The 23,938-nt window shown below is 52.9% G+C and carries 20 protein-coding genes; 7 read left to right on the forward strand and 13 right to left on the reverse strand.

Features of this window, described 5'->3' with window-relative positions:
* Window positions 1-41: 41 nt before the first annotated feature.
* The 10 genes from ACFMKP_RS22330 to dprA form a co-directional block, all read right to left on the reverse strand.
* On the reverse strand, window positions 42-3,242 hold the full coding sequence (locus tag ACFMKP_RS22330) for a hypothetical protein (RefSeq protein ID WP_382295317.1): 3,201 nt from the start codon (window positions 3,240-3,242) through the stop codon (window positions 42-44).
* Window positions 3,243-3,716: 474 nt separating this feature from the next.
* A complete protein-coding gene (locus ACFMKP_RS22335; RefSeq protein WP_382295320.1) occupies window positions 3,717-4,178 on the reverse strand; it encodes a nucleoside 2-deoxyribosyltransferase domain-containing protein in 462 nt (153 codons plus the stop codon).
* A 2-nt stretch (window positions 4,179-4,180) separates the two neighbouring features.
* Window positions 4,181-4,975 carry a DNA adenine methylase gene (locus ACFMKP_RS22340; RefSeq protein ID WP_382295323.1) on the reverse strand — a complete coding sequence of 265 codons (795 nt, stop codon included), beginning with the start codon at window positions 4,973-4,975 and terminating at the stop codon, window positions 4,181-4,183.
* 54 nt (window positions 4,976-5,029) lie between these two features.
* Window positions 5,030-5,578 carry a DUF1349 domain-containing protein gene (locus ACFMKP_RS22345; protein WP_382295326.1) on the reverse strand — a complete coding sequence of 183 codons (549 nt, stop codon included), beginning with the start codon at window positions 5,576-5,578 and terminating at the stop codon, window positions 5,030-5,032.
* Between the two features lie 56 nt (window positions 5,579-5,634).
* The gene (locus ACFMKP_RS22350; RefSeq protein ID WP_382295329.1) at window positions 5,635-6,534 is read right to left on the reverse strand and encodes a hypothetical protein; all 900 of its coding nucleotides are present in this window, start codon (window positions 6,532-6,534) and stop codon (window positions 5,635-5,637) included.
* Window positions 6,531-7,370 carry a PHP domain-containing protein gene (locus ACFMKP_RS22355; protein ID WP_382295332.1) on the reverse strand — a complete coding sequence of 280 codons (840 nt, stop codon included), beginning with the start codon at window positions 7,368-7,370 and terminating at the stop codon, window positions 6,531-6,533. The genes ACFMKP_RS22350 and ACFMKP_RS22355 overlap by 4 nt, the downstream gene beginning before the upstream one ends.
* A 76-nt stretch (window positions 7,371-7,446) precedes the next feature.
* The gene (locus ACFMKP_RS22360) at window positions 7,447-8,574 is read right to left on the reverse strand and encodes a DUF4349 domain-containing protein (protein ID WP_382295334.1); all 1,128 of its coding nucleotides are present in this window, start codon (window positions 8,572-8,574) and stop codon (window positions 7,447-7,449) included.
* 128 nt (window positions 8,575-8,702) lie between these two features.
* Window positions 8,703-9,848 carry an AI-2E family transporter gene (locus ACFMKP_RS22365; RefSeq protein WP_382295337.1) on the reverse strand — a complete coding sequence of 382 codons (1,146 nt, stop codon included), beginning with the start codon at window positions 9,846-9,848 and terminating at the stop codon, window positions 8,703-8,705.
* A 30-nt stretch (window positions 9,849-9,878) separates the two neighbouring features.
* Window positions 9,879-10,322, reverse strand: a complete 444-nt coding sequence (locus tag ACFMKP_RS22370) for a Fur family transcriptional regulator (RefSeq protein WP_054534714.1) — start codon at window positions 10,320-10,322, stop codon at window positions 9,879-9,881.
* A 20-nt stretch (window positions 10,323-10,342) separates the two neighbouring features.
* On the reverse strand, window positions 10,343-11,452 hold the full coding sequence (gene dprA / locus ACFMKP_RS22375) for a DNA-processing protein DprA (RefSeq protein WP_382295340.1): 1,110 nt from the start codon (window positions 11,450-11,452) through the stop codon (window positions 10,343-10,345).
* Between the two features lie 147 nt (window positions 11,453-11,599).
* Between dprA and ACFMKP_RS22380 the strand changes: the two genes are divergently transcribed.
* Window positions 11,600-14,485, forward strand: coding sequence for a PAS domain S-box protein (locus ACFMKP_RS22380; RefSeq protein ID WP_382295343.1), 2,886 nt, complete (start codon window positions 11,600-11,602; stop codon window positions 14,483-14,485).
* Window positions 14,486-14,521: 36 nt separating this feature from the next.
* Window positions 14,522-14,728 carry a hypothetical protein gene (locus ACFMKP_RS22385; RefSeq protein ID WP_382295345.1) on the forward strand — a complete coding sequence of 69 codons (207 nt, stop codon included), beginning with the start codon at window positions 14,522-14,524 and terminating at the stop codon, window positions 14,726-14,728.
* A 259-nt stretch (window positions 14,729-14,987) separates the two neighbouring features.
* Here ACFMKP_RS22385 and ung read toward each other — a convergent pair whose 3' ends face one another.
* Window positions 14,988-15,665: a uracil-DNA glycosylase gene (gene ung, locus ACFMKP_RS22390; RefSeq protein ID WP_382295348.1), complete on the reverse strand. Its 678-nt coding sequence runs from the start codon at window positions 15,663-15,665 to the stop codon at window positions 14,988-14,990.
* A gap of 147 nt (window positions 15,666-15,812) precedes the next feature.
* Between ung and ACFMKP_RS22395 the strand changes: the two genes are divergently transcribed.
* Window positions 15,813-18,059 (forward strand): CHRD domain-containing protein, encoded by a 2,247-nt coding sequence (locus ACFMKP_RS22395; RefSeq protein WP_382295351.1) that lies wholly within the window; start codon window positions 15,813-15,815, stop codon window positions 18,057-18,059.
* A gap of 49 nt (window positions 18,060-18,108) precedes the next feature.
* Here the strand turns inward: ACFMKP_RS22395 and ACFMKP_RS22400 are convergent, their stop codons facing one another.
* Window positions 18,109-18,303 carry a hypothetical protein gene (locus tag ACFMKP_RS22400; protein WP_204755715.1) on the reverse strand — a complete coding sequence of 65 codons (195 nt, stop codon included), beginning with the start codon at window positions 18,301-18,303 and terminating at the stop codon, window positions 18,109-18,111.
* Window positions 18,304-18,714: 411 nt separating this feature from the next.
* Here ACFMKP_RS22400 and ACFMKP_RS22405 point away from each other — a divergent pair, with 411 nt between their 5' ends.
* The 4 genes from ACFMKP_RS22405 (at window position 18,715) to ACFMKP_RS22420 (ending at window position 21,961) form a co-directional block, all read left to right on the forward strand.
* Window positions 18,715-19,305 carry a hypothetical protein gene (locus ACFMKP_RS22405; RefSeq protein WP_382295354.1) on the forward strand — a complete coding sequence of 197 codons (591 nt, stop codon included), beginning with the start codon at window positions 18,715-18,717 and terminating at the stop codon, window positions 19,303-19,305.
* On the forward strand, window positions 19,302-19,994 hold the full coding sequence (locus ACFMKP_RS22410) for an HAD family hydrolase (RefSeq protein ID WP_382295357.1): 693 nt from the start codon (window positions 19,302-19,304) through the stop codon (window positions 19,992-19,994). The genes ACFMKP_RS22405 and ACFMKP_RS22410 overlap by 4 nt, the downstream gene beginning before the upstream one ends.
* Window positions 19,978-20,817: an SDR family NAD(P)-dependent oxidoreductase gene (locus ACFMKP_RS22415; RefSeq protein ID WP_382295360.1), complete on the forward strand. Its 840-nt coding sequence runs from the start codon at window positions 19,978-19,980 to the stop codon at window positions 20,815-20,817. Before ACFMKP_RS22410 ends, ACFMKP_RS22415 begins: the two co-directional genes overlap by 17 nt.
* 436 nt (window positions 20,818-21,253) lie before the next feature.
* Window positions 21,254-21,961, forward strand: a complete 708-nt coding sequence (locus ACFMKP_RS22420) for a class I SAM-dependent methyltransferase (RefSeq protein ID WP_382295363.1) — start codon at window positions 21,254-21,256, stop codon at window positions 21,959-21,961.
* A 241-nt stretch (window positions 21,962-22,202) separates the two neighbouring features.
* Here ACFMKP_RS22420 and ACFMKP_RS22425 read toward each other — a convergent pair whose 3' ends face one another.
* Window positions 22,203-23,768: a CHAD domain-containing protein gene (locus ACFMKP_RS22425; RefSeq protein WP_382295366.1), complete on the reverse strand. Its 1,566-nt coding sequence runs from the start codon at window positions 23,766-23,768 to the stop codon at window positions 22,203-22,205.
* Between the last annotated feature and the right edge of the window lie 170 nt (window positions 23,769-23,938).

Consider the following 23,938-nt stretch of genomic DNA (forward strand, 5'->3'; position numbering starts at 1 on the left):
CAATGCTGGTCACGGTAGTGGCTTCGTTGTCACAGCTTTAATTATTCGTCGTCGTCTGCTTGAATCTCAGGGCGCACGATGCGCACAGCATTGACCGCTGGATCAACACGGAGATCACCAAGCTCTGGAAATTGTACCAGCAATAGTTCGCGGCCATCGCGAATGCGGGTTTTTTGCACCACGCCCTCGCCATAGGGCACGCAATGCACCCGATCGCCTTGTTTGAAGCGCGATTCAGTTGGCTCGGCAGCGTAATTCGTGCTATTTGGCCGCGTAGTTGGTTGGGCTACTCGCGCCTCTGCTTCGCGCTGCTCCCGCAAACGACGAGCTTTTTCGAGCATGGCCTGCGGATCGGCGTTGGCTTCTACGGGCTTGGCTGGTTGCTCATTGCGCTGATAAGGCCGCGCTGGTTGCTCGGTCAAGTTTGGCTGAATTGGCCGTTGATTGGGCTGCGTTTCGCGTGGCATCGGCTTGGTTGGCTGATCATTGCGCTGATACGGTCGGGCTGGCTGTTGCTCACGCTGGGCTGGCCGCTGATTCGGCTGCGTTTCACGGGGCATGGGCTTGGTCGGCTGATCGTTGCGCTGATACGGTCGGGCTGGCTGTTGCTCACGCTGGGCTGGCCGCTGATTCGGCTGCGTTTCACGTGGAGCAGGCTGTTGCTCGCGTTGCACTGGCCGCGAGATTGGGCGCTGGGCCGCAGGTTTTTCCTGCGCGTTGCGTTGCTGAAACGGAGGCCGCTCGTAGGCTGGCGGCTGGTTGGGCGCTGGAATCACCACCGAACCACGTTCTGGCGGCAACTGATTGGTTGGCGCAGCAGTTTTGGGCTGCACCAAGGGTTGAGTCGAACGCTGTGCTTCATTGCGTCCAACGCTGGCCTTGCGGCGCGGCGGACGGGTCACATTTGGCTTGGCTTTTTCGGGTGCTGGCGGTGCTGGTGGTGCTTCGTTGCGCACCGCTGGGCGTTGATTGGTAATCGGTTTGTTTGCTGGCGGTTGCTGGGCCTCCAAGCGCATTGGTTGCGCTGGCAAGGCTGGTTGGCTCGGCAAAGGCGTTGTTGGGCGTTTGACGGCCTCGCCTTGTTTGGGCAACGAACGGGGCAACGCAAAAACATTGCCGCGCCCCCGTCGGCGCGCATTCAATTCGTTCGTGCTAATTACCATCGATTGGCGGCTGGCGCGTTCGACGCGTGGCGGCGCAATTTGGGCTGGTTCTGGCGGCATATCAGCGCGCAACGGGGCGGCCAGCGGTACCAAAATATTTTCCAGCCAGCGCAATTCTGCTTGGGCATAACTGGCGTAGAGTGGGTCTTTGCTCAAGGTACGCGCCGCCAAGCCAGCCAAATGCAGCCATGCCTCAAATTGGCTATACAATTGCTCGACGATGCCGCGTCCGCCGGGCTGCGCTTCGACCAAATATAGCTGTTGTTCGCTCAGGCAAGCGACCATAGCATTTGGTTGGCAACGCAGCAACAATGGCAGCACGCCAAGCAGAATTTCGCCCAAGCCAGCCCCTGCTTCGGGAGCGCCAAGCCACAAGGCCGGAGCATTCCACTGCAATTGAATTGGTGGCTCGAACGGCACGCGCCGCATACTCCCATCATCTGCAAGGGTGCGCCGCGCCACAATTTCCTCAGTTACCACCACGCGACCAATTGTTAGTTCGATTTCGGCGTGTGCGCCATCCAACGGGCGTTGGCCAAATTGCTCGCGCACCGAGACGCTACAGCGATGTTCGGCCAAAGTTGGGGCAGCATCCTGCAAGCGCATACCCAACGAACCATCATCATTCCAGCCAACCACCCGCCCGCCAAGCACGCTCGCGCCGCTAAACAAACGCCGCTCAACCGTCACCGAATCCAGTTCGGCCAAAAATGTGCCTTCGTGATCGACGATTTGCACTGGCACATCGCTAATCGTGGTTGGATGCAGCGTTGCGTAAATATCGCTGCGCTGCTGCAAATTGGCGACTGGTTGCCAGGTTGGGCTATCGGGCAGTTGCGCCAATTGGTTGCGCTGAGTCAGACGCTCAACTAAATCGCTCACTTCCCATGCGCTGATTTCGCTCTGCTGGAGCGGACGCTCTTCGGCGGCACAGCGCAAATGGCCGCTGCTAATGTAGTTATTTTGGGTAGCAACTGGCAAAGCTGACGGCAAATTGGGCGTGAGCAAGGCAGGTTGGGCCAAGGCAGTCTGGGCCGCAATCGACTGATCGGTTACCAACACAACTGCCCGATGGCCGCTCGCCAACAAACTTGGCAGGCTGGTTGCATTCACGCCGCCCAACATTACCAACACATGGGCCGGAGCTGCTGCCCGTGGCACAATACTTAATCCTTGGGCTGCGCCGCGTTGGGCCAAAATTGCCCGTTCTAGGCTATCGGGCGCATCAAGCTGAACGCTTAAGCCTGCTTGGCGCAAGGCGAGGGCCAATTTCAGCGCTGCATCAACTGGCTGATTGCCACCATTCCACAATGCCCAAGTTAAGGGAATGCGGGCGGTATTGGCATAAACCAGCGGCGGCAGATGATCAAACACTCGCGCCAATAACTCGTCGATCTCGGCGACTGGCGCTAAACTGGCGTAAAGCGTCAATGGCCGCGCACGCGGACGTAAGCGTTCGACCCGTCGCAACAACCAACGGCAATGGCCAAAACTGGTGCTATTGGCTTGATCAAAGGCTGGCAGCACAATCCCACTCAACTGCGGCCACATATTCGACCAACCGCGATGGTGGGTGCGCAACATTCGTTGATGCAAGGTGGTGGGTGTGGTCAAAATCAGGCGCGGCGGGCTATGCGGCGGGCGGGTGGTTTGTTCAACCACAAGGTGCGGAAAACCGCCGCCCAGCAAAGCATCGATATTATTGGCAGTTTGCGCCAAATCGTGCAAGCTAGCAGCATCGGGCGCGAGTAACAACAAACTGCCTTGATTGGCGCTAATATGCTCGGCTGCCAAGAGCAACAAACAGGCTGGGCCAAGCGGCGCAGGCGCAACCAAGGCCAAACCCAACCCACGGCGCACAGTTGCCAACGCCTCTGCTTGCCACGGCCAGCCAGTCTCGCCCAGCAAAGCTCGCCATGCCACCGCTAATTCAGGAGCTAAGGGCAACGGCTGGGTGCTGGCATCGGGCAAGGCTAATTCACCGCTGCGCAACAAGGGCGAGCGGCTGCTTTGGGCGAAGCGTTGGGCAATTTGCTGCAATACGTCGCCGATTGGCGTTGAGGCAGACGATATACTCATAGCTCTATTTTAACATGATCCTAGCCAATTGAGCGAGGGGTATTTAGGCCGATTTTGGGTCTTTAATCTTCCCTCACCCCAACCCCTCGCCCACGCGGCGGGCGAGGGGCTTTAACGCTGTGGTTCTTGCACAATTCCTTGGTAAAAATGAGTGCTCCCCCTCGCCCGCGTTCACTGGGAGCTGGCATACAAGGGTCGGTTGTGAAGATACCCTCACCCCAAGTCCTCTCCCGTCCAACGGGCTTTAACGCTGTGGTTCTTGCACAATTCCTTGGTAAAAATGAGTGCTCCCCCTCGCCCGCGTTCACTGGGAGCTGGCATACAAGGGTCGGTTGTGAGATACCCTCACCCCAAGTCCTCTCCCGTCCAACGGGCTTTAACGCTGTGGTTCTTGCACAATTCCTTGGTAAAAATGAGTGCTCCCCCTCGCCCGCGTTTTCGTGGGAGAGGGGGCTGGGGGTGAGGGAATCAGCTTCACCCTAAGCGTTTGCAGGCCGCAATTAGTGCTTCAAGGCTGGCAACTTGGGGAATCTGGTAGCGTGCACAAACAATATCAACATTGCCTTTGCGCCAGAAGCCTTCATGGCAGCAAACCAAGAGCTTGCCGCTGCTGGCAAATAAGCCCAATTCAAGCAAGCTAATTGGCGATTGGGTTTGCGGCGCAAAGTAGATGATGATCAAATCGGCCAGCGCCAAACCATCTAATTCCCATTCAACTTGGCTGCGAAACAGTGGATTATCGATCGTTTGCGCCCACGAGCTATCCCAGGCATCGCGGCGCGGGTTGAGCAACAGCAGATCATCGGCAGCTAATTGTCGCGCGATTTCTGCTTGCCAATCAATCGCGCTGCCCATCTCGATCGAGCCAGCCAAAAAAATTGTGGGCACGGTTTTGGTGGTGGGCAAGGCACTTGGCGGCTTAAGCACAATCGCCATGATTAAGCTCCTTTGAAGGCCAACATTTCGAGGGCTGGCTGACGGTCGCCATTGCAGGCGATGCGGCGAGGCGCTGGTAAAATTTCAATTTGAAACCCAAGTTGCTGATAAAGGTCTAAAATTCGTTCAGTTGCTTGATTCGATGCGACGACTGGCCCGTGATGCGCCGCCAGCCACTCTGCCAGTTGCACTTGCTCTGACCAACTAAAGCCCTGTGAACTATAGGCGCGAAATGGCACATCATAGGGTGGATCGGCATAAATAAAGGCATTTGCTGGCAGCTGAATCGCCGCAAAATGACCTTGCTGAAAAAGCCATTGGCTTAAAAGTTCGCGATAATGGCCAAAATCATAGCAATAGCCAATTCGTTTGTAGCGCCCAAATGGCACATTAAACATGCCACGTTGATTAAAACGACACAGCCCGTTATAGCCAGTTCGATTAAGATAATAAAATAAACCAGCGGCCTCTGCGGTTTGGGTTTCGCCAATTCGAATTAAGTGATTGAATTGATCACGATAGCGATAATACAGCGCTTGTTCATTGCGTAATTCAAAATCAATTAGCAAACCTTGCTGCAACCAATGATAAAAATTAATCACATGCTGATTAATATCATTCAAAAGCGCGTGTTGGGGTTGTAAGCCTAAAGCAACAGCCAAACCACCAACAAATGGTTCCACCAAGGGCCGATTGTGATACGCCTGCCAATAATTGATTAAGCGTGGAATGAGCCAGCGCTTGCCACCGGCCCATTTCAACGGTGGTGTTAATTGCGGGAGAGCTTGGGTCAGCATAGGCTTCCTGTTGGTCAATATTCGGCCCAACTATACCATACTGACACAAACATGCTACTCTTGGGGCAGCGCTTCGAGCTGAAAATCGCGGAATTCGGCGCTAAAGCCTGTTTGGATTGGTGCGGCAGCCATCGGGCCAACCTGCACAGGCAAGGCGGGTGGAAAGTAGCCCAAGCGCACCATGGTTGGCGTGGCTTCAGCCTCGGTGGCATACAGCACTTGCAGCGTGTCGCCGTTGCGCGTGACCGTCAACCACAATTCTTCAGGCGCTTCAGCCAATTTCACCACCGACCAATCCGAGTGTTCAAGGGTCAACACAGCGCTTACATGATACACGCCATCGACATATTCGATGCCACATTTGAGCCAATTATATTCATCAAGCCGCACCATCAAGCCAGCTTGATCGTACTGGTTCTGGTAGTTGGCGCGCACTCGTACGCTACAACTAAAATTATTTTCGGCCACTTGATAGTAAAAATGGCCAGAATCAAAAATAAACCCATAGTGGGTGGTGCGCCAAAAATCGCTTTTGGTTTCAGGGGTTATGGTCAGCACATTGTCGTTGGCTGCCCATTGTTGCGGTTCGTTTAACCATTGCATCGCGTTTGCTCCTTCGAAAACTAAGCAAGATCTGAGCATGTTGGCCTATTATAGCGCTATATCTCAATGCTCAGCAGATCGAGAATTAAGGGCGTGATCTGGCTAATATCTTCGACCTTGGCGGCACGTTGGGCGTTGGCCCCAACCACCAACAATGGCACAGGGTTGCGGCTGTGGCTGGTGTGTTCGATCATCTCTAAGTTGCCATGATCGCTGACCACAATCAAGCTATCGTTAGTTTGCATTTGGCTGAGCAACGCGCCAAGCATGCTATCGATCAGTTCCAGCGTGCGTTCTGGCGTTTCGGCAATTCGCCGATGGCCTACGAAATCGGGCAGATAACACTCGTAATGCACAAAATCGGCCAAACGCAGCGCTCGCCCAAGCCGCAAGCCCGCTTCGTGGGCCGAAATCGTGGGCAAGCCAGCCAACGCGCCCCATTGTTGCAAATAAGCGCCAGTTATATCCCATGTCACTGCTTGGCCGTTGCGCCACTCTGGTGTAGCAGGCAGCGCCAAATCGACAACTTGGGCAGCAAAGGCGGCGGCGGTTGCCCGTTGCTCGCGCTTGGCGACCAAATCCCAATAGTTATCGCGATGCACGGTGGCAATCAGGCTGGTGCGGCCAAGCTGTTGCACTTTGGCAAACAGGCTTTGTTCAGCAATCATCGGGCGCTGCGATGGCGCGGGATAGGCCGGATAATGCCTGCCCAACAAGGCCGAAGCGTTTACGCCCGTCCATAAACTGGTGTGGCCGGTACCACTTTGCGGCAAGCCTTCAACGCCCAACGTCGCATCAATCGCCCGAAAATAAAGATTTGGCTGATCGATCAGTAAATTGCTGTGTGGCACAGCGCCAAGCAACTTGGTGAGGCTTGGCAAATGGGCAGTTGTCCAAGGCGGCGCTGGGGCTGGCAACAAGCCAACGCCATCAATAAAACAGACAATCACACTCATCGGACATCAATCCCAAAGCGAGCCAACAACGCGCTGCAACACTCGGCAGGCTGTGGGCTGAACGGATCACGCGGGCCATGCGAATCGCCGCCAGCGCTGATCAAAAAGCCATGCAAGGCCGCTTGCTGCTCGAAAAACGCCACTTGCTCAGGGCGATGCATTGGATAATAGACCTCAATGCCATCAAGCCCAACCGCCGCCAGCGCCGCCAAATCGTCGGCAGTAGCGGGGATGGCGTAGACGCTTTTTTCGCGGCCAGGATGAGCCAAAATCGCCACGCCGCCAGCAGCCTGCGCCACCTGCACAATTTCGGCCACACTCAACGGATTGTAGGCTTCAGGCTGGTTGGTCAACAAATAGGCCATGCCCGCCGATTCAGGATCAACCCCGGTTTGGCTCGGCCAGATCCCATCGCGCACCAAGGCATGCGCCACATCGGCCAAGTTGGCTGGGCGATCGACAGCAATTTGGCCAAGGCTTGGCAGCTCGTGGCCAGCAGCCTGCGTTTGCTCCAGCAAGCGTTGAGCATCGGCGTGGTTGCGGCTCACAACCGCCTCGCACAAGCCCAAAATTCCAGCATCGTTGGGGTTTGCACCGTAGACCAAGGTATGCCAAAGCTTGCCATTGAAGGCGCTATCGAACTCAACGCCGCCGATGAAATGCAGGCCAGCAACCTGCGCCGCCTCGGCAAAAGCGGTTATTTGGCTGGTCGTATTGTGGTCGGCAATCCCAATCACGCCAATTCCAGCAGCTTGGGCTGCCGCGATTAATGCGCTTGGTGTCCAATGTGAATGATGGGGCGTAGCAATTGTATGACAATGCAAATCGAGCAACATTTAACCCTCCCAACACAAAGGGCCAAGAGCACTAGCTCTTAGCCCTGCGATGGCGTTGCCAAAATGGTACCACAATTTAGGGTTGATTGACGGTCGGATTTGGCGTATTGATTGGGTTATTTTGGCTTTGGCTATATTTGCGCCATTTGCGCCAGCCAAACCAAGCAACCAACAGCAATGGCAACCAAATTGGAATCCAGACGGCCCAAACAACCAAGGTTTCGGCCAAATCTTTGCCGATTGCCAAAACATCGTCCCATGCGCCAGTCGCGGCAGCAAGCGGAGTCCAAGCTGGTTTTTCGGCGCGGGCAATTGCGTTGCGCACATTTTGGCCAATATCAAGCGTGGTAAGAATGTTATATTCGGTGACTTTTGGCCGAATCATCAAGGTAACTAAGCTCATTGAAGCGCTATCGCCCAAAAATTTCTGACGGCCCTTGATAACTTCGATTTGGCTTTCGTATTGAGCTAAAGTTTCGTTAATTTTAATCGTGTCGGCGATGGTTTCAGCTTTGGCTAGCAATTCGCGAATCCGGGCGGCGGTTGCTTCTAAATTGGCTAAGCGCGATTGATTATCGACAAATTCTTCGGTAACATCTTGGCCTGAGACTTCGCGGCGCACAACTTCCAGTTTATTTTCTTCAAAGGCATTCAGGGCTTTTTCAAATTGATCGGCGGGAACTCGAAATGCCAGCGAGATATAGGCTTGGGCTTCGTCATTGCTGCTCGCATCATCGGTCGAAACGATAAAGCCACCCAAACGCAGCACCATATTTTCAATTTGGGTACTGGCTAAGCGCATTTGCTTGTAATCGATCAGCGCTTCAACATTGGCATTTTTAATCACCAAGCGTTCAGTAGCTTGGCTTGGAGCGGCATTTTGCTGTTGTGGTTGCTCGCCCTTGCCTTCGCTCTCAGTTGGCGCAGCAGCCCCGCCAAGTGCATTCGAACCAGTGCCTTCAGGCGATTGCGACAATAACAAATCGGAATTGGCAGAATCTTTGAGACTCAGTTCTGGGGTAGGCATCGCACCTGAATACTGTCTTGCACTAGAAGCAGGTTCCTCTAAAGTACTGCCAACAGTCTGTAATTTTCGCCCAGCATTTCCCGAACCATTAAACATTTGCGTAACGATCAAAAAGACAACCAAAACAGCAGCGCCAATCGCCAATACACGTTTGCGTGAACGAATTTGAGCTAACATAGCTATTTCCTTTCGCGGAATGGGTCAAATTTTGGTTTGTCGCGACATTTCTATAGCATCAACGCCAGCAATGATTAATTTGTTCCCTTGATCAATAGCTATTTAGCGATCTCTTTAAAAATTGCTGCCTAGACTCCTTGGCGCTTGCGCAGATTTGGGCGGCGACGTAACTGGCTGCGCCGAATGAGGACTGGGGCAGCTTGCACGGGCAGCGATTTTTCAACAGTATTAGCTTCGCGAATCCGCTTAATCCAAAATTCTTCGACTAACGCTTGGCCAACCACCGCCAACGGAATCGCAATCACGCCGCCGATAATGCCAAGTAACTCAATGCCACTAAACAAGGCCAAAATCGTCACGACCGGATGGGTTTCGACCGCGCGACCCATTACCTTGGGCGCAATGATATGAACTTCGACATTACCAACAATTAGGTGCAACACCAACACCCAGACCGCCAGAATTGGCTGCACCGTAAATGCAACCAGCATGGTGATTAGGGTAGCCACAAAGCCGCCAACATAGGGAATTAGTTCCAGCAAACCGCCGATAACGCCTAGCGCCACCGGATATGGCACGCCCAACAGCCACAAGCCCATGCCAAAACAAACAGCATAGAAAGTTGCGACCGTCAGTTGTGCCCAAACCCAGCGCCCTAAGCGGCGGCCAATTACGTTCGTAACATTAATCAAGCGCTCTTGAAAGCGATTGGGAATCATCAATTTGATGAAATTGCTGGCCACATTGGCGCGGCTGACCAAGAAAAACGCCAACACCAACACCACAATAAAATTGATGATCACGCCCATCAAGGTGCGACCAAAGGTCAAGGCTGCGCCACTAAACCCGCCAACCATTGTGCCAGCATAATGGGCAGCTTGGCCCGCCAAATCGCCGGTTGGCAAGCTCTCGCGCAAAGTCGGAAACTGCTCGGCAATCCAAGCGCTTGCTTGTTGGGTTGGTTGGCGCACCAAATCGGGGAATTGTTGTGCCAGAATGCGCACCTGTTGATTGACCATCGGCACCAGTACAAAGCCCAAGCTGACAAACATCGCAATAATGATCGTGTAAATTACCAAAATTGTGATTGGGCGGGCAATTCGCAATTGTTCAAAGCGCTGCACAACCCCAGAAATGGCCACTGCGAGCAAGATTGCTACGAAAAACAACACCAGCACATGATGCAGCAGAATCGTAATCCAAACCCCTGAAAAAATCAGCAGAGTCCAGCCGACCGTGCGGGCACTGACGCGCACTGTTAGTTCTTTGGGCATAAGCCGCTTACCTTCCAGCGCTCCGAGAAGCTAGCCCAAACGTGGAGTTAGGCGCAGTTCTGGGCGATTATGTTGACATTGGCCACACAAGCCAAATGCTTCGAGCGCATGGCCATGAATCACAAAGCCTGTCGATTTGCCAAGTTGGCTCAAAATGCCATCGAGGTCGCAGGTGTTGAAGGCAACCGCCGTGCCACAGCGGGTACAAACCAATTGGTGTTGATGCGGATGAGCTGGCAAATAGGCGTGGTCGCCCTCGTCGTGGTGAATGCGCGCCAACCAATGGCTGGCCGCCAACATATCCAAGGTGCGATAAATCGTGGCCCGCCCAACATCGGGCAATTCGGCTACCAACTGCTCGGCGGTAAACGGCTCGCGCCGACTGGCAATCGTGCGCACAATCAAACGCCGTGGGCCAGTCATACGGCAGCCTTGCTCATTCAGCGAGCGTAAAACATCATGTTCCCAAGCCATAGATTAAATTCCTTGCTAGGTTAAGAAAGATCATAGGATGCGGGCTTTTCCCGCGCCAGCACATAGTGCATTCCACCAACATGGCGAACCATACCTTTGAGTTCCATCAGGCCCAACGTCGCCGAAAGATCATGGGCGGCCAAACCACAGGCCCGCCCTAAATCGTCGATATGGGTTGGCTGACCACTCAAATAGGGCAAGAGCAAGGCCTCGGCTGGTGTTTCTGGCACAATGCTGCTGACCGTTTGTTGGGCTTGGGCTTGATGCAGATTAAGTTGCTCAAGCACTTGGTCGATGCTGCGCAAGGGTGTTGCGCCATCAACAATTAATTGATTCGGGCCATCGCTGCTATGGCTCAAAATCGAGCCAGGCACCGCAAACACATCACGGCCTTGGTCGAGCGCAAAACGGGCAGTAATTAATGCGCCGCTGCGTTCGCCAGCTTCAACCACAATCGTTGCCAAACTTAGCCCGCTAATCAAGCGATTGCGCGCCGGAAAGTTGCCACTCAGCGGCTCGGTCGTGGGCGCATATTCCGAAAGCAAGGCTCCTTGCTGGCTGACATCGTTGGCCAATTGGCGATGTTGGGCTGGGTAAATCTGCTGCAAGCCGCTGCCAAGTACCGCCAACGTCCGTCCATTATTCTCCAAGGCTGTGCGATGAGCCATGGCATCGATGCCAAGTGCCAAGCCTGAAACGACGGTTAGGCCAGCGCGGGCTAACTCGCCAGCAAACTTATAGGTGACCTCACGCCCATATGGGGTGGGGTTGCGGGTGCCAACAATCGCCACTGCCCAGCGATCAGTTTCAATCAGCGAGCCGCGCATATACAGCAAGGGTGGCACCGGATCGATCGTTTGCAACATGGTGGGAAATTCAGGATCGCTCTGCATCACAACCGTGATGCCTTGCTCGGCGATGGTGCGAAGTTCAGTTTCAAGGTCTAAATGCTGCTGTGCATGCTGTAAGGCTTGAATTGTGCGCAGACCCAAGCCTGCGGCACGCCAATCGTCTAAGCTGGCCGACCACGCTGCTGCAGCAGAGCCACAGTGTTTGATCAACGCTTGAAGCCGTTGTGGTCCTATACCAGGAGTGAGATTAAAGGCAATGTAGGCATGACGTTCATCCATTGCAAACTCCCACGCAGGTGTAACGCTTTAATTATACATCAGTCCGATTGGTAGCAAAAGCAAATAGGAATTGCGGGCAGTTTCAAAAGCAAGTTGCTTCACGGTATAATGAACCTATTATGGCTTTTTTCCACACTGGCCGAGTTTATGAATAGTTTTAGTAATACGTCCCGGCAACCAGCCATCGAGCCACCAACGCTCACCCAGCTAAGCCAAACTATCGCCCGTTTAGAAGCCGAGCTTGCGAGCGCCCAACAAGCCTTGCTTGCCAGCGAAACGCGCAAAATGGAGTTTTTTACCCAAACTCCAGTCATCGAGTTAATTATTGAGCCGCATACGTGGCAGATTTTAGCTGCCAATCCAGCCGCTTGCCGTTTTTATGGCTATAGCCAAGCGGAGTTTTGTACTTTTAGGCTCAGCGATTTAAATGCCCAACCTGCCCAAGAACAACGCTCGGCAATTCGCAACGCAGAGCTTGGTGGCAGCAATCGCTACGATTTTCGCCATCGTTTACGCTCAGGAATGGTCTGCGATGTGGAAGTTTATATCACTGCCTTCGACTATCAGCAGCAGCCTGTACTGTGTTGTTTGATTCACGATGTAACCGCCCACAAGCAAACGATTCGCCAGATGCAACGCCAAAATAGCTACCTTGGCTCGCTGCACGACGTTACCTTAGCGCTCATCGAACAGGTTGCGCTCAACGATTTGCTCGAAATTATTGTTTGGAAGGCTACCGATTTGGTTGGCAGCGAATATGGTGTGCTCTATATTCGCAACGATGATGACCAAGCCATGCAATCGGTGGTTGGGCGCGGCGGAATGGATGTGATTCCCCGCATCGAATTGGGCCAAGGCGCGGTTGGCACGGTTGGCTTAACTGGCCAGCCATTAATTATTGATGATTATGCTGCTTGGCCAGAGCGTCTTTTTGATCCGCAAGCCGGTTTTGGCAATGGCTTGTTGGTCTTACCATTATTACGCGAACAAACCGTCGCTGGCGCATTGGTGATTATCTACGATCCCAGCCAAATTCAGATTAGCATTACCATGCTTGAAATGGTGCAACAATTTGCCCGCTTTGCCTCGCTTGCACTGGAGAAGCATATGCTCAACACCGCAGCCCAAACCGAATTGGCCGAACGTCGGCGGGTCGAACAGCAGTTGCGTTTGCTCAACGAGCGCTTTGAGTTGGCCCAAACGGTGCTCAACGGCGGCATCTACGATTGGGATATGATTCAGCAAACCACGCTGGTCAATCGCAGTTTTACCACCGTGTTTGGCTATAGTAGCGCCGAGGTGGCTAGCAGCCCAACCTGGTGGGACGAGCATATTCACCCTGATGATCGTGAGCTGTTTATGCAACGCACTGCCAAGCTATTTGCTGGCAGCAGCGACGTTTTTTCGGCAGAATATCGCTTCCGCGATCACAATCAGCAGTATCGTTTTGTGCGCGACCGTGGCCATGTGCTGCGCGATGCGAGCGGCCAGCCCTTGCGCATGGTCGGTACGCTGATCGATATTTCGGAAGAATATCGGCATATTGTCGAGATGTTGCCCTTGCCGCTCTTTGTGGTGCAGGATGATCGGATCGTCTATGCCAATCAGGCTGGTTTGGCGCTGACCCAAACTACCAGCAGCGAGCTATTGGGCCAATCGGTGCAACAGGGCTTGCGCCCACATGATCTGGCTGATTTTAATGTGCTCATTCGCCATGCCAGCACTGTGCCCACCAATTTTATTGAAACGATCTTTTTGCGCCGTGATGGCACGCTGATGTATGGCGAATGCTCAACCTCGGCGATGGTGTTTGATCATCGCAACTCAGTTCAAGTCATTATTCGCGATATTAGCGAGCGCAAGCAGGCCGAACAAAAACGCTTGGAAATTGAACAACATTTCTCCGAAACTCAAAAAATCGAGAGCTTGGGCGTGTTTGCAGGCGGCATCGCCCACGATTTCAACAATGTGTTTATGTCGATTCTTGGCAATACCCATTTGGCCTTGCTCGAATTGCCCGAACAAGCCAATGTGCGTCAATTATTAACCGAAATTGAACTATCGGCCAAACGTGCAGCCCAAATTACCAAGCAAATGGTCGCCTATACCGGCCAAAATCTTGATGTGCGGCGTAGTTTGCTGATCAACGAAGTGGTGCAAACCTCAATTCGGCTTTTGCCCTCAGCCTTGAGCCAGCAACGCCAAATCCAAAGCGAGCTAGCGCCCGACATTCCGCCAATCGAGGGCGATCAACAGCACTTGCGCCAAGCAATCAGCAATGTTTTAATTAACGCACTCGAAGCATCAAGCAGCGGCCCAATTAGCGTCAAAACCAGCGTGCGCGAGCTGCAAGGTGCGCCCGAAGGCCATACCTACACGACCGGCAGCTTTGTGCCCGCCAACTATATCGTGATTGAAATTAGCGATCAGGGGCTGGGCATGGATCACGCGACCATCTCGCGCATGTTTGACCCGTTTTTTACCACCAAGTTTACTGGGCGCGGGCTTGGTTTAGCGGTTACGCTGGGCGTTGTACGTGGCCATCGTGGCAGCATTGCGGTCAAAAGTCGCCCGCAACAGGGCACAACCATAGGAATGTATTTGCCAATTATGCCAGCAAATATCCAAAGCGAAGTCATTGCTCAGCAGCCAAATCTGACAGCTTCAGCCCCAGGCAAAATTCTGGTTATTGACGACGAGCCAGATGTGCGGATGGTGATTGATCGCATTTTACGGCGCTTGGGCTACGAAACCTTGCTTGCCGAAGGTGGCAATCGTGGCATTAGCTTGTTCCGCGAGCATTATCAAGACATTGCTGGAGTCTTTCTCGACCTAACCATGCCCGACCTTGATGGCCAAAGCACCCTCGCCGTGCTCAAGCAAATTCAGCCTGAAGTGCGGGTGGTAATTATGAGCGGCTATAATGAGCACCATGTGAGCCAACAATTTGGGACTACTGGTACAACCCAATTTCTGGCAAAACCATTTATGATTGAGGAGATCCGCGATAAGCTCGCGGCACTACGGCTCTAGCCATGCCGCGTTTGGCAACTTTTGAAAGGGGCAAGTATGTCTCGGCGTTCTCCAAAACCATCACCCTGGCCACGGCGCTTTATGTATATCACGGGCATTGTGATGGTCATTTTCTTTGCTGTAGCGCTCAATGGCTTATATAGTGGCAATTTTGCGCTGGCGTTTCCCATGTTTGCGGGCTTAACTGGGTTGATGTTGTTTATGATTATTTTGCTCTTTTTACACAATCGCATGAATCGTTAGCCCAAGCCAGTACATTCCCTCACCCCTAACCCCTCTCCCGTGGCGCGGGCGAGGGGCTTTTTTGTTTGGTGGTTCGCCCGCGTTTCAGTGGGCGAGGAGGCTGCTTACAAAGGTCGGTATTAAGATTCCCTCACCCCAACCCCGCTCCCATCCGATGGGCTTTCATGCCGTGGTTCTTGCGCAATGCGTCGGTAAAAACGGGTACTCCCCCTCGCCCGCGTTTTCGTGGGAGAGGGGGTTGGGGGTGAGGGAACTAGCGCTATAAATTCGGAATCTGCCAATCGATTGGGCTTTGGCCATGGGCTTCAAGCGCCGCATTAATTTTTGAGAATGGGCGGCTGCCAAAGAAACCATTATCAGCGGAGAGTGGCGAGGGATGCGCCGATTGAATGATCGTATGCCGATTGCTATCGATTAAGTTGGCCTTCTTTTGAGCATAAGCACCCCACAGCACAAATACCACATGCTCGGTTTTGGCATTAACTTGGCGAATCACAGCATCGGTAAATTTCTCCCAGCCCCGATTTTTATGCGAGTTGGCAGTGTGCGCCCGAACCGTCATTACCGCGTTAATCATCAACATGCCTTGTTTGGCCCAGGGCAGCAAATAGCCGTTATTCGGCACAACGCAGCCCAAATCGGTTTTGAGTTCTTTGAACATATTTTTGAGCGATGGCGGTGCTTTGATGCCAGGCAGCACCGAGAAACAGAGGCCATGGGCTTGGCCGGGGCCGTGATAAGGATCTTGGCCCAACAACAAGACCTTTGTTTGCTCAGGCGCGGTTAATTCCAAGGCCGAAAACACCTGATCCTCTGGCGGAAAAACCTGATGTTCAGCACGTTCGGCGGCAACAAATGCTTCAAGCTGGCTCCAATAGGGCTTGGTCGTTTCCTCGGCAAGCAGTGGTTGCCACAAAGTTGGAATCGTTAATGGCATTGATTCATTCCTCATATTCACACAAGTTTGGCTATTGAATCTTTATAACATGCTCATATCATACAACTCAAGCATCGCTCAACGCTGTGTCAATGGTTGTCACAGTGCTCAGGTATGGGAAGTTTCCTTTGATTAAGGAGGGTCAGTGTGCTGAATCATGTTCGGACACCTCGCAAGTTCTCGTTGATAACCTTGCTTTCGCTGTTTAGCCTGGTTGTTGGCCTGAATTTAGCCCAAGCTGCGCCACGCACTGCTCAAGGCGGTGGCGGCTTTAGCCCAGGCAATATCGTCGTTGTTCGGGTTGGCACTGGCGCTGCTACGCTTACAAGTGCTGCGGCAGCGGTTTTCCTCGACGAATATACGCCGAGCGGCTTGTTGGTTCAATCAATTGGCTTGCCAAGTAGCCTGAGTGGCAATCCTCGGCGACTTACAATGGCTGGTACTGCAACCTCAGAAGGCGCACTTAGTCTTGCTGGCGATGGGCAATCGCTGGTGCTCGCAGGCTACGACGCTGATGCAGGCACGACCAGCGTTGCTACTAACCCCAGTACAACTGTCAATCGCGTGGTGGGCCGTGTGAGTTTAAGCGGCATTATTGATCTGTCTCATACGATAAATGATGCTTATAGTGCCAATAATATTCGCGGCGCAACTGGTAATGCCACAAATAATTGGTCAACTGGGACTGGTTCCGTTGGCGGAGTGCGCTATCTCAATGGCCTTGGCTCAACCACAACCCTCATCACCCCAACCAATACCCGAGTGGTGCATACCTTTGGTGGTAATCTCTATTTCTCATCATCAGCAGCAACATCACGCGGCATTTATCAAATTGGCACAGGCTTGCCAACAAATAGCGGCCAAAGCATTACTCAAGTTGTCAGCGCAACTTCGGCCTATGGCTTTGTGTTTTTGGATCGCGAGCCAAGCGTAGCTGGGGTTGATACATTGTATGTCGCCGACGATGTTACCAACTTGCGCAAATTTTCGTTCAATGGCACAAGCTGGGTGCTCCAAGGCGTTTGGACTACTCCCAGCACTGCATTTCACGTTACAGCCCAAGATAATGGCACAAGCGGCGTTGATTTGTATCTGACCCGTGGTGGCAACACAATCAACAAATTAACCGATACTGCTGCTTATAATCAGCCAATTAATGCAGCGTCGTTGCAACCAATTGCCACTGCTGCAACCAATACTGCCTTGCGGGGTATTATTGTGATTCCGGCGGCGAATCAAGCCACCGCAACCCCAAGCGATACGGCTACGCCAACAAGCACCAACACGCCAACCGATACGGCCACGCCAAGCGAGACCCCAACCGATACGGCTACGCCAAGCGAAACAGCAACCCCATCAGCAACGCCAATTCCAAGCTGTTTGCGCTTCAACTTGAGCTTAGATGGCTTGCAGGAAGTGCCTCCATCGGGCAGCGCTGGTACTGGCAGCGGCACAGTTGATGTTGATACCGTCAACAACACCCTGAGCTATAACTTCAGCTTCCAAGGCTTGAGCGCGGATGAAAGTGCAGCCCATATTCACGGTTTTGCGCCACGTGGGGTCAATGCAGGCGTGTTATTCCCGCTACCAACTGGCTCGCCCAAAGTTGGCACCCTCAACTACAACGAAAATCAAGAAGCGAATATTTTGGCTGGCCAAACCTACATTAATATTCACACTGGCAACTTCCCTGGGGGCGAAATTCGCGGCCAGCTTGATGGCGCTACGCTTTGCCCGCCGCCAACCTCTACTCCAACCGAAACCGCCACTCCTAGCATTACGCCAACCGCCACCGAAACTGGGACAGCAACGCCAAGTTTAACGCCAATTATTACCCCACCGCCAAGCTGTATTACGATGTCGGTGATTGCCGATGGTTCGCAAGAAGTGCCACCAACGGGTAGCAAAGGCATGGCGATGGGCACGATTCAGATTCATACCGTTGCCAACACGCTGAGCTACAACATTGCCTATCACGATTTGAGCAGCGCCGAAACTGCGGCCCATATTCACGGCTTTGCGCCGCGCGGAACAACCGCAGGAGTGTTGTTTGATCTGCCGCTTGGGGCAAGCAAAGTTGGCACAATCAACTATGCCGAAAATCAAGAAGCCAATATTTTGGCTGGCCAAACCTACATCAACATTCACACTGAAAATTTCCCCGGCGGCGAGGTTCGCGGCCAGTTAGATGGAGCACAATCCTTGTGCGCAACGCCTACGCCAACCATTACGATTACTGCAACCAATACTGCCACCACTAGCCCAATTACCACCGCCACCACTAGCCCAATTACCACCGCCACCACTAGCCCAACCAACACGGCTACCGCAACTACCACGGTAACTGCCGTTTCCCCAAGCTTTACCGTTTATTTGCCATTAGTCACGAAATAAGCCAAAAAGCCGCTGGATCATTGTGATCCAGCGGCTTAATTATTGAAACTTAGTGCCAGAAATTAATTCCCAAAAATGCCAACAGGCAGCCAACCAGCAGAATGCTCGCTAGCGTAACCCCCAAAATCATAAACAGCACCAAGGCTGCCAAGACATAGCCTGCACTGAAAAAGAGAATTCCTTCCCAACCAACATCATGAGGCGGTAAATCGAAGAGCTTTGCGGGTTCTGGTGCTTGTTGCATAGGAATTGGCTACCTCGTGGTGTCTGCTTTCGGCTGGGCGGAGGGCCGGGACTCCCACCGCCGCACGCCAGTCACGGACACACCAGACCACTTCTGGTCTATAACAGTGATTATAGGCTTGTTTAAACCTATGAACTATGGTCAGATTGCCATAAGCTGACGACCAAATTATTGTTGAAAGTATACAAGATTGGGCAAGTTGTCAAACAGCGAATGCACACGCAGAATCGCGAAGCACGCGCAGCGCCCGATGGGCGAGAGATGATGAAAATCCCTTGTGTTGCCCATTTTGAGGCAAGGTGCAGAGGTAGCGAGCAACATCCAAATCCTAGAATAGCTATGACAAGCAACGATCGGCTGTGGTATACTGCTGCTAAATATTCCCCTTCGAGGCACTGCAAGGAGGTTGACGTGGCCAGTCGCAACCGCAAATCCACCGATTCGACCAACACCAAGGCTGTCGAACGAGTCGACATTGATCGCTCTTACAAGTTTATGATCATGACCTCCTTTATCCTCAACATTGTGTTAATTATTGGTTTGATCATTTTAGGGGTCGCGCTGTTTGGCTATAAAACAGGTTTAGCGCCGCTTAAACCAACCATCGCCAAATTGACCGATACGATTGATGGTCTCAACAATGCCACGATTAAAGCCAGCGTGCCTTTGAATGAGCGCTTGCCGATTAGCTTGCAAGTGCCAGTTAGCCAAAATACCAATGTGCGCGTGACCCAAGCAGTGCCTTTATCAGTGCCTGCTGATATTACGCTGCCCGGCGTGGGCTACCTCAAAGCGAGCGTGGCCTTGAATTTGCCCGAAGGCTTGGAATTGCCAGTCTATTTGAGCATGACAATTCCACTTGAATCGTCAGTGCCAGTCAGCTTAACTGTGCCAGTCAATATTCCACTGAGCGAAACTGAGCTAGGGCCGCAATTCCGCAGCTTGGGCGAGTTGGTGCAGCCGCTGGCCGACCTTGTAAATGGGAAACCAACCGAAGAATGAAACTGTTGCTCTGGGATATTGATGGAACCCTGATTCGGGGTCATGGGCGCGGTCTTGAAGCTTTCAAGGCCGCGTTTCAGCGCGTCTACGAATTGGATTTGCCCCTCGGCTCGACCGCTGGCAAAACCGATGGCTTGATCGTTCGCGAGTTGCTGCATATGTGGGAAGAAGCGGCGATTCTTGAGCGACTTGAGCAATTTTATGCAGTCTACGAAGGCGAATTACAAGCGCGATTTGCGCATTTGCAACGCGAAACCACCATTTTGCCTGGCGTGAAGGCTGCGCTGAGCCAACTTCAAGCCCACACAATTCACTCACTTTTGACTGGCAATATGCTGCGCACCGCTCGCATCAAGCTTGATGCGGTGGGCCTCAGCGCTTATTTTCGCTGGGATTGGGGCGCGTTTGGCTCAGATAATCACATCCGCAACGAGTTAGTGCCCGTAGCTTTTCAACGAGCGCAGGCTGCTGGCTGGCAAGGCTCGCTCGCCGATGTGGTGGTGATTGGCGATACGCCGTTTGATATTGGTTGCGCCAAAATTGCCGGAGCGCGCTCGGTTGCGGTGGCTAGCGGTCAATTCAGCCTTGAGCAACTTGCCGAGCACCAGCCCGATTTGTTGCTAGGCGATCTGCGCGACCTTGCGCAGTTGCAGGCATTTTTAGGAGTTGGCGATGAAACTCAGCGATAAAGTGATTGTGATTACTGGTGGCAGCCGTGGGCTGGGTTTGGCCATGGCCGAGGCAATGCTGCGCCAAGGAGCCAAGGTTGTGATTGCTGGCCGCGATCAGGCCAACCTTGAACAAGCGCTTGCTGAACTTAAACGCCATGGCAGCCATGTTTTGGCTGTCAGTTGCGATGTTGGCGATTTGGCAGCGGTCGAAGCGCTGCGCGATCAAGCACTTGCCCATTTTGGTAAGCTCGACGTTTGGATCAACAATGCTGGCGTTGCTGGCCCCTACGGTGCAACCGTGGCGATTCGCCCGCGTGATTATCGGCGTGTGATCGATACCAATATTCTTGGCACTTATCATGGCTCAATTAGCGCCTTGAAACACTTTCAAAGCCAAGGCCATGGCAAATTAATCAATTTGTTTGGGCGCGGCGATACTGGGCCAGCTCCGTTCCAAACCGCCTATGGTGCGAGCAAAAGCTGGGTGCGCAATTTCACGCTTGCTTTGTCCAAAGAACATCAGCAGCAAGGGATTGAAATTTTGGGCTTTAACCCAGGCTTGATGACCACCGATATGCTGACCAATGTTGAGGTGATGGCTGGCTACGAGGCCAAACTCAAAGCCCTCAACACAATTCTGCGCATGTGGGGCAATCCGCCCAGCGTGCCCGCCCAAAAAGCAGTTTGGTTGGCATCGAAAGCAACCGATGGCCGCAATGGCCTAAGCGTCAATCTGCTTTCGCCGCCACGCTTGCTGCTTGGCGCGCTCAAAGAAGGCTTGCGTCGTTTACGCGGCCAGCCCGCCCCTGAATTGCCAATCAAACTGACAACGATCGAGTAAGTGGGGTTGGGCGACGAAACCACGAAGAGCACGAAGGGTAAGTTTTTCGCCACGAATTCCACGAATTGCACGAAAAAGTATTTTAGCCACAGATTCCCAGAGATTGTTGGAATTATGTTCTATGCTCTTCATCCCTCATCCTTCATCCTTCGTCCTTCGGTGGCTCTGCGCCTATGCGTTAAGAATCTGATCCACGAAGAGCACAAAGAGCACGAAGCACGATTTTTAGCCACAGATTATTGTAATTCGTGTTCCAAAAGCCAATAGCCTGTAGCCTGTAGCCAATAGCCATATGTTCTATGTTCTATGCTCTATGCTCTGCTTTTGTGCATCCCTCATCCTTATAAAAATCTGTCCATGATTGATCAGTACAAAATTCCCCAAGCCTGCTAGAATAGCCCAATTGAAGCTTCTTTGTGTTTTGAGGATGTTTCCCATGGCCAAATCAACAGTTGAGGCTATTCGCGCCCGCTTCGATGCCGATGTTGAGCGCTTCTCAAATTTGGAAACCGGTCAATCGGCAACCGTCGATGCTCCCTTAGGTCTGACCCTCGTTGCCCAAGCCGCCGCTGCCACCACGCCCAATGCGCGCCATATTTTGGATATTGGCTGCGGTGCTGGCAACTATAGCTTGCGCTTGCTGCAAGAATTGCCTAATCGCGATGTAACCTTGATCGATTTAAGTTTGCCAATGCTTGAGCGTGCTCAGCAACGGGTGAGCGCTGCCACAACTGGCTCGGTTACGGCCTTGCAAGGCGATGTGCGTCAGCTTGAGTTGGGCAACGAACAGGTTGATATTATCGTTGCCGCAGCGGTGTTTCACCACTTGCGCGACGATGCTGAATGGCAGGCGGTATTTGCTCAATGTTATGCAGCTTTACGCCCAGGCGGCTCGCTGTGGATTTTCGATTTGGTTGAGCATTCCAGCGAGGCGGTGCATGAATTAATGTGGCAGCGCTATGGCCAATATCTGAGCGATTTTCGTAATCAAGCCTATCGTGATGAGGTTTTTAACTATATTGAGATCGAAGATTCGCCGCGCCCATTGCTATGGCAAATTGATGTTTTACGCAGCGTCGGCTTTCAAAAGCTCGATATTTTGCACAAAAATAGCTGTTTTGCCGCCTTTGGTGGCATGAAGTAGGAATGAAGGCTATAGGCTATCGGAACATCACGTGATCCCCTCACCCCAACCCCTCTCCCGTGGCGCGGGCGAGGGGCTTTAATTCCGTGGTTTTGCACAATACGTCGGTGAACCACGGCTGCTCCCCTCGCCCGCGTTCAGTGGGAGAGGGGCTAGGGGTGAGGGCATGCTCGTGCTTTCGGCTCCAATAGCCTATAGCGATTTTTATGTTCTATGCTCTATGTTCTTCCAACCTCAAAATTTACAATTTCGAGAGAATCGAGGCCAAGCGGCGGCGGAATGGCAGATCAAACAACGGGCGCAGCGCTTTTGGCGCATTCAGCTGAAGCTGATCATGCTCGTGCTGCTTGGCTGCTTGGTACGCCAGCAATGCGCTATTATCGGGATTATCGGCTAAGGCTTCGCCAACCAATCCCAACGCCACCTCAGCATCTTGCAAATCGCCAAGGTAATCTTGGGCGGTGACTAATTGCTCAAGCAGCGATTCGTGCTCCTCGGCCAGAGCATCGCTAAATAGCTCCAGCGTATAGCGCAGATGTTTAATTTCGATGCGCAAACGGTGCAAGCTCTCAACTGGCGCATCATTCAAAATCACATCATAGGCTCGAATGCGCTCGTAGTGGCTCCAAACTGTGCTGCCAACCCAATGTCGCACCAAACTGCGCTCAACACGGCCTTCAGCAGTTTCGGCTTCGCGCACGCCAGCGCCTGCGGTCAGCACAAAATCGGTCAAGCGTTGGGCAAATTTGCTGGCTTTGCGGCTTTCCAAAAAGCCCAATAATTCAACCCGCGCCGCATCTCGCTGCTGGCTAATCGATTCGATCAACGGTTCGTAGCCTGCTTGTTCTGCTTTTTCGAGGGTTGCCCGATGCTCATCAAGCTTGCCCAAAAACACATCTGCATCGCGCACAGCGCCCAACATGCTGGCCCATTGGCGCAGGCCGCGGCGCAATTTGGCCACAATTTCTGGCTCGTAGAGCGTTTCGCCCAAAATTGCCAAAATTGTGCGCAAGCGGCGAGTTGCCACGCGCATCTGATGCACGCCCTCGGAATCATCGCCAATGACGGCTATCGGCCAAGCTTTATGCAATTTCAGCACATGTTTGGCCAAAATCGAGCGGCCTGCTTCGGCCAAATTGCTGCTCGACTCCATCGGCGTGCTCTCAACTGCTTGCTTGAGCTGGTCTTGATCTTCGGCATGGTTGAGCAACAACATGCCGCGCTGGCTCTTGGAGCGGGTTTCTGGCTCCAGCGGCAATGCGGTGGTGTAGATCGAGGCCAGCACCGCCAGATCGGCAGCAGTGCCAACGCCTTTGAGTTCAATTTCGATCTCATGGAACGGCAACGAGCGCTCGCCGCTGATCAACGATCCACGATCAAGCGCCAATTCGGCAATCTCCTCACCATCGCGCTCGATCCGCCAGAGCCGTCGCCGATTGCGCACCGTGAGCATTGGCACCAACGGCTCATCGCCAATTACTGCTTGCAGTGGTTCGCGAATCTCGCTCGGCCACAATTCAGGATGATCACGTACATTTGGCGTAATTTCGTGCTCGAATTCTTGGCGTTGATGAACTGCACCCTCAACGTTGCCCGGCAATTTGAGGGTTAGCCACAATTGCTGATCGATGCGGCGAATGCGTAAGGTATAGCGCTGCTGGTTTAATTGGCGGCTCGCGGTATCCAAAATACTATCGCGGATTTCGGCGGTAACCCGCTCGCTGAGGCTAAAAGGCGCAATATTCACAGCCTCAAGTTGTTTCGGACGGATCGGCTGCGTTGCGCGGTATTTGGCTTCTTGTTCCATGGATCATCTCCGTGACAACATCATCCATTGGTCAGTATAGCATGGCGCTTGGCTTGAGCATAGGTCAAAATATCCCCCTAAGGGGTGAGATAATCGATACATCCATAATGGGATTGGCGGCGAATATTTCCACAAGAACATCACACAACAGAATGGTGTTTGAGCATATT

It is taken from the genome of Herpetosiphon sp. NSE202, from assembly GCF_042688385.1.
GTDB lineage: Bacteria > Chloroflexota > Chloroflexia > Chloroflexales > Herpetosiphonaceae > Herpetosiphon.

Excerpts from the sequence above, each read along its gene's own strand:
- ACFMKP_RS22400 (WP_204755715.1), bottom strand. The coding sequence starts at position 18,303 with ATGCAACAAGCACCAGAACCCGCAAAGCTCTTCGATTTACCGCCTCAT.
- ACFMKP_RS22410 (WP_382295357.1), top strand. The coding sequence starts at position 19,302 with ATGAAACTGTTGCTCTGGGATATTGATGGAACCCTGATTCGGGGTCAT.
- ACFMKP_RS22355 (WP_382295332.1), bottom strand. The coding sequence starts at position 7,370 with ATGTTGCTCGATTTGCATTGTCATACAATTGCTACGCCCCATCATTCA.
- ACFMKP_RS22425 (WP_382295366.1), bottom strand. The coding sequence starts at position 23,768 with ATGGAACAAGAAGCCAAATACCGCGCAACGCAGCCGATCCGTCCGAAA.
- ACFMKP_RS22370 (WP_054534714.1), bottom strand. The coding sequence starts at position 10,322 with ATGGCTTGGGAACATGATGTTTTACGCTCGCTGAATGAGCAAGGCTGC.
- ACFMKP_RS22350 (WP_382295329.1), bottom strand. The coding sequence starts at position 6,534 with ATGAGTGTGATTGTCTGTTTTATTGATGGCGTTGGCTTGTTGCCAGCC.
- ACFMKP_RS22415 (WP_382295360.1), top strand. The coding sequence starts at position 19,978 with ATGAAACTCAGCGATAAAGTGATTGTGATTACTGGTGGCAGCCGTGGG.
- ACFMKP_RS22385 (WP_382295345.1), top strand. The coding sequence starts at position 14,522 with ATGTCTCGGCGTTCTCCAAAACCATCACCCTGGCCACGGCGCTTTATG.
- ACFMKP_RS22340 (WP_382295323.1), bottom strand. The coding sequence starts at position 4,975 with ATGCTGACCCAAGCTCTCCCGCAATTAACACCACCGTTGAAATGGGCC.
- ACFMKP_RS22420 (WP_382295363.1), top strand. The coding sequence starts at position 21,254 with ATGGCCAAATCAACAGTTGAGGCTATTCGCGCCCGCTTCGATGCCGAT.
- ung (WP_382295348.1), bottom strand. The coding sequence starts at position 15,665 with ATGCCATTAACGATTCCAACTTTGTGGCAACCACTGCTTGCCGAGGAA.
- ACFMKP_RS22345 (WP_382295326.1), bottom strand. The coding sequence starts at position 5,578 with ATGCAATGGTTAAACGAACCGCAACAATGGGCAGCCAACGACAATGTG.
- ACFMKP_RS22380 (WP_382295343.1), top strand. The coding sequence starts at position 11,600 with ATGAATAGTTTTAGTAATACGTCCCGGCAACCAGCCATCGAGCCACCA.
- ACFMKP_RS22360 (WP_382295334.1), bottom strand. The coding sequence starts at position 8,574 with ATGTTAGCTCAAATTCGTTCACGCAAACGTGTATTGGCGATTGGCGCT.
- dprA (WP_382295340.1), bottom strand. The coding sequence starts at position 11,452 with ATGGATGAACGTCATGCCTACATTGCCTTTAATCTCACTCCTGGTATA.
- ACFMKP_RS22330 (WP_382295317.1), bottom strand. The coding sequence starts at position 3,242 with ATGAGTATATCGTCTGCCTCAACGCCAATCGGCGACGTATTGCAGCAA.
- ACFMKP_RS22335 (WP_382295320.1), bottom strand. The coding sequence starts at position 4,178 with ATGGCGATTGTGCTTAAGCCGCCAAGTGCCTTGCCCACCACCAAAACC.
- ACFMKP_RS22365 (WP_382295337.1), bottom strand. The coding sequence starts at position 9,848 with ATGCCCAAAGAACTAACAGTGCGCGTCAGTGCCCGCACGGTCGGCTGG.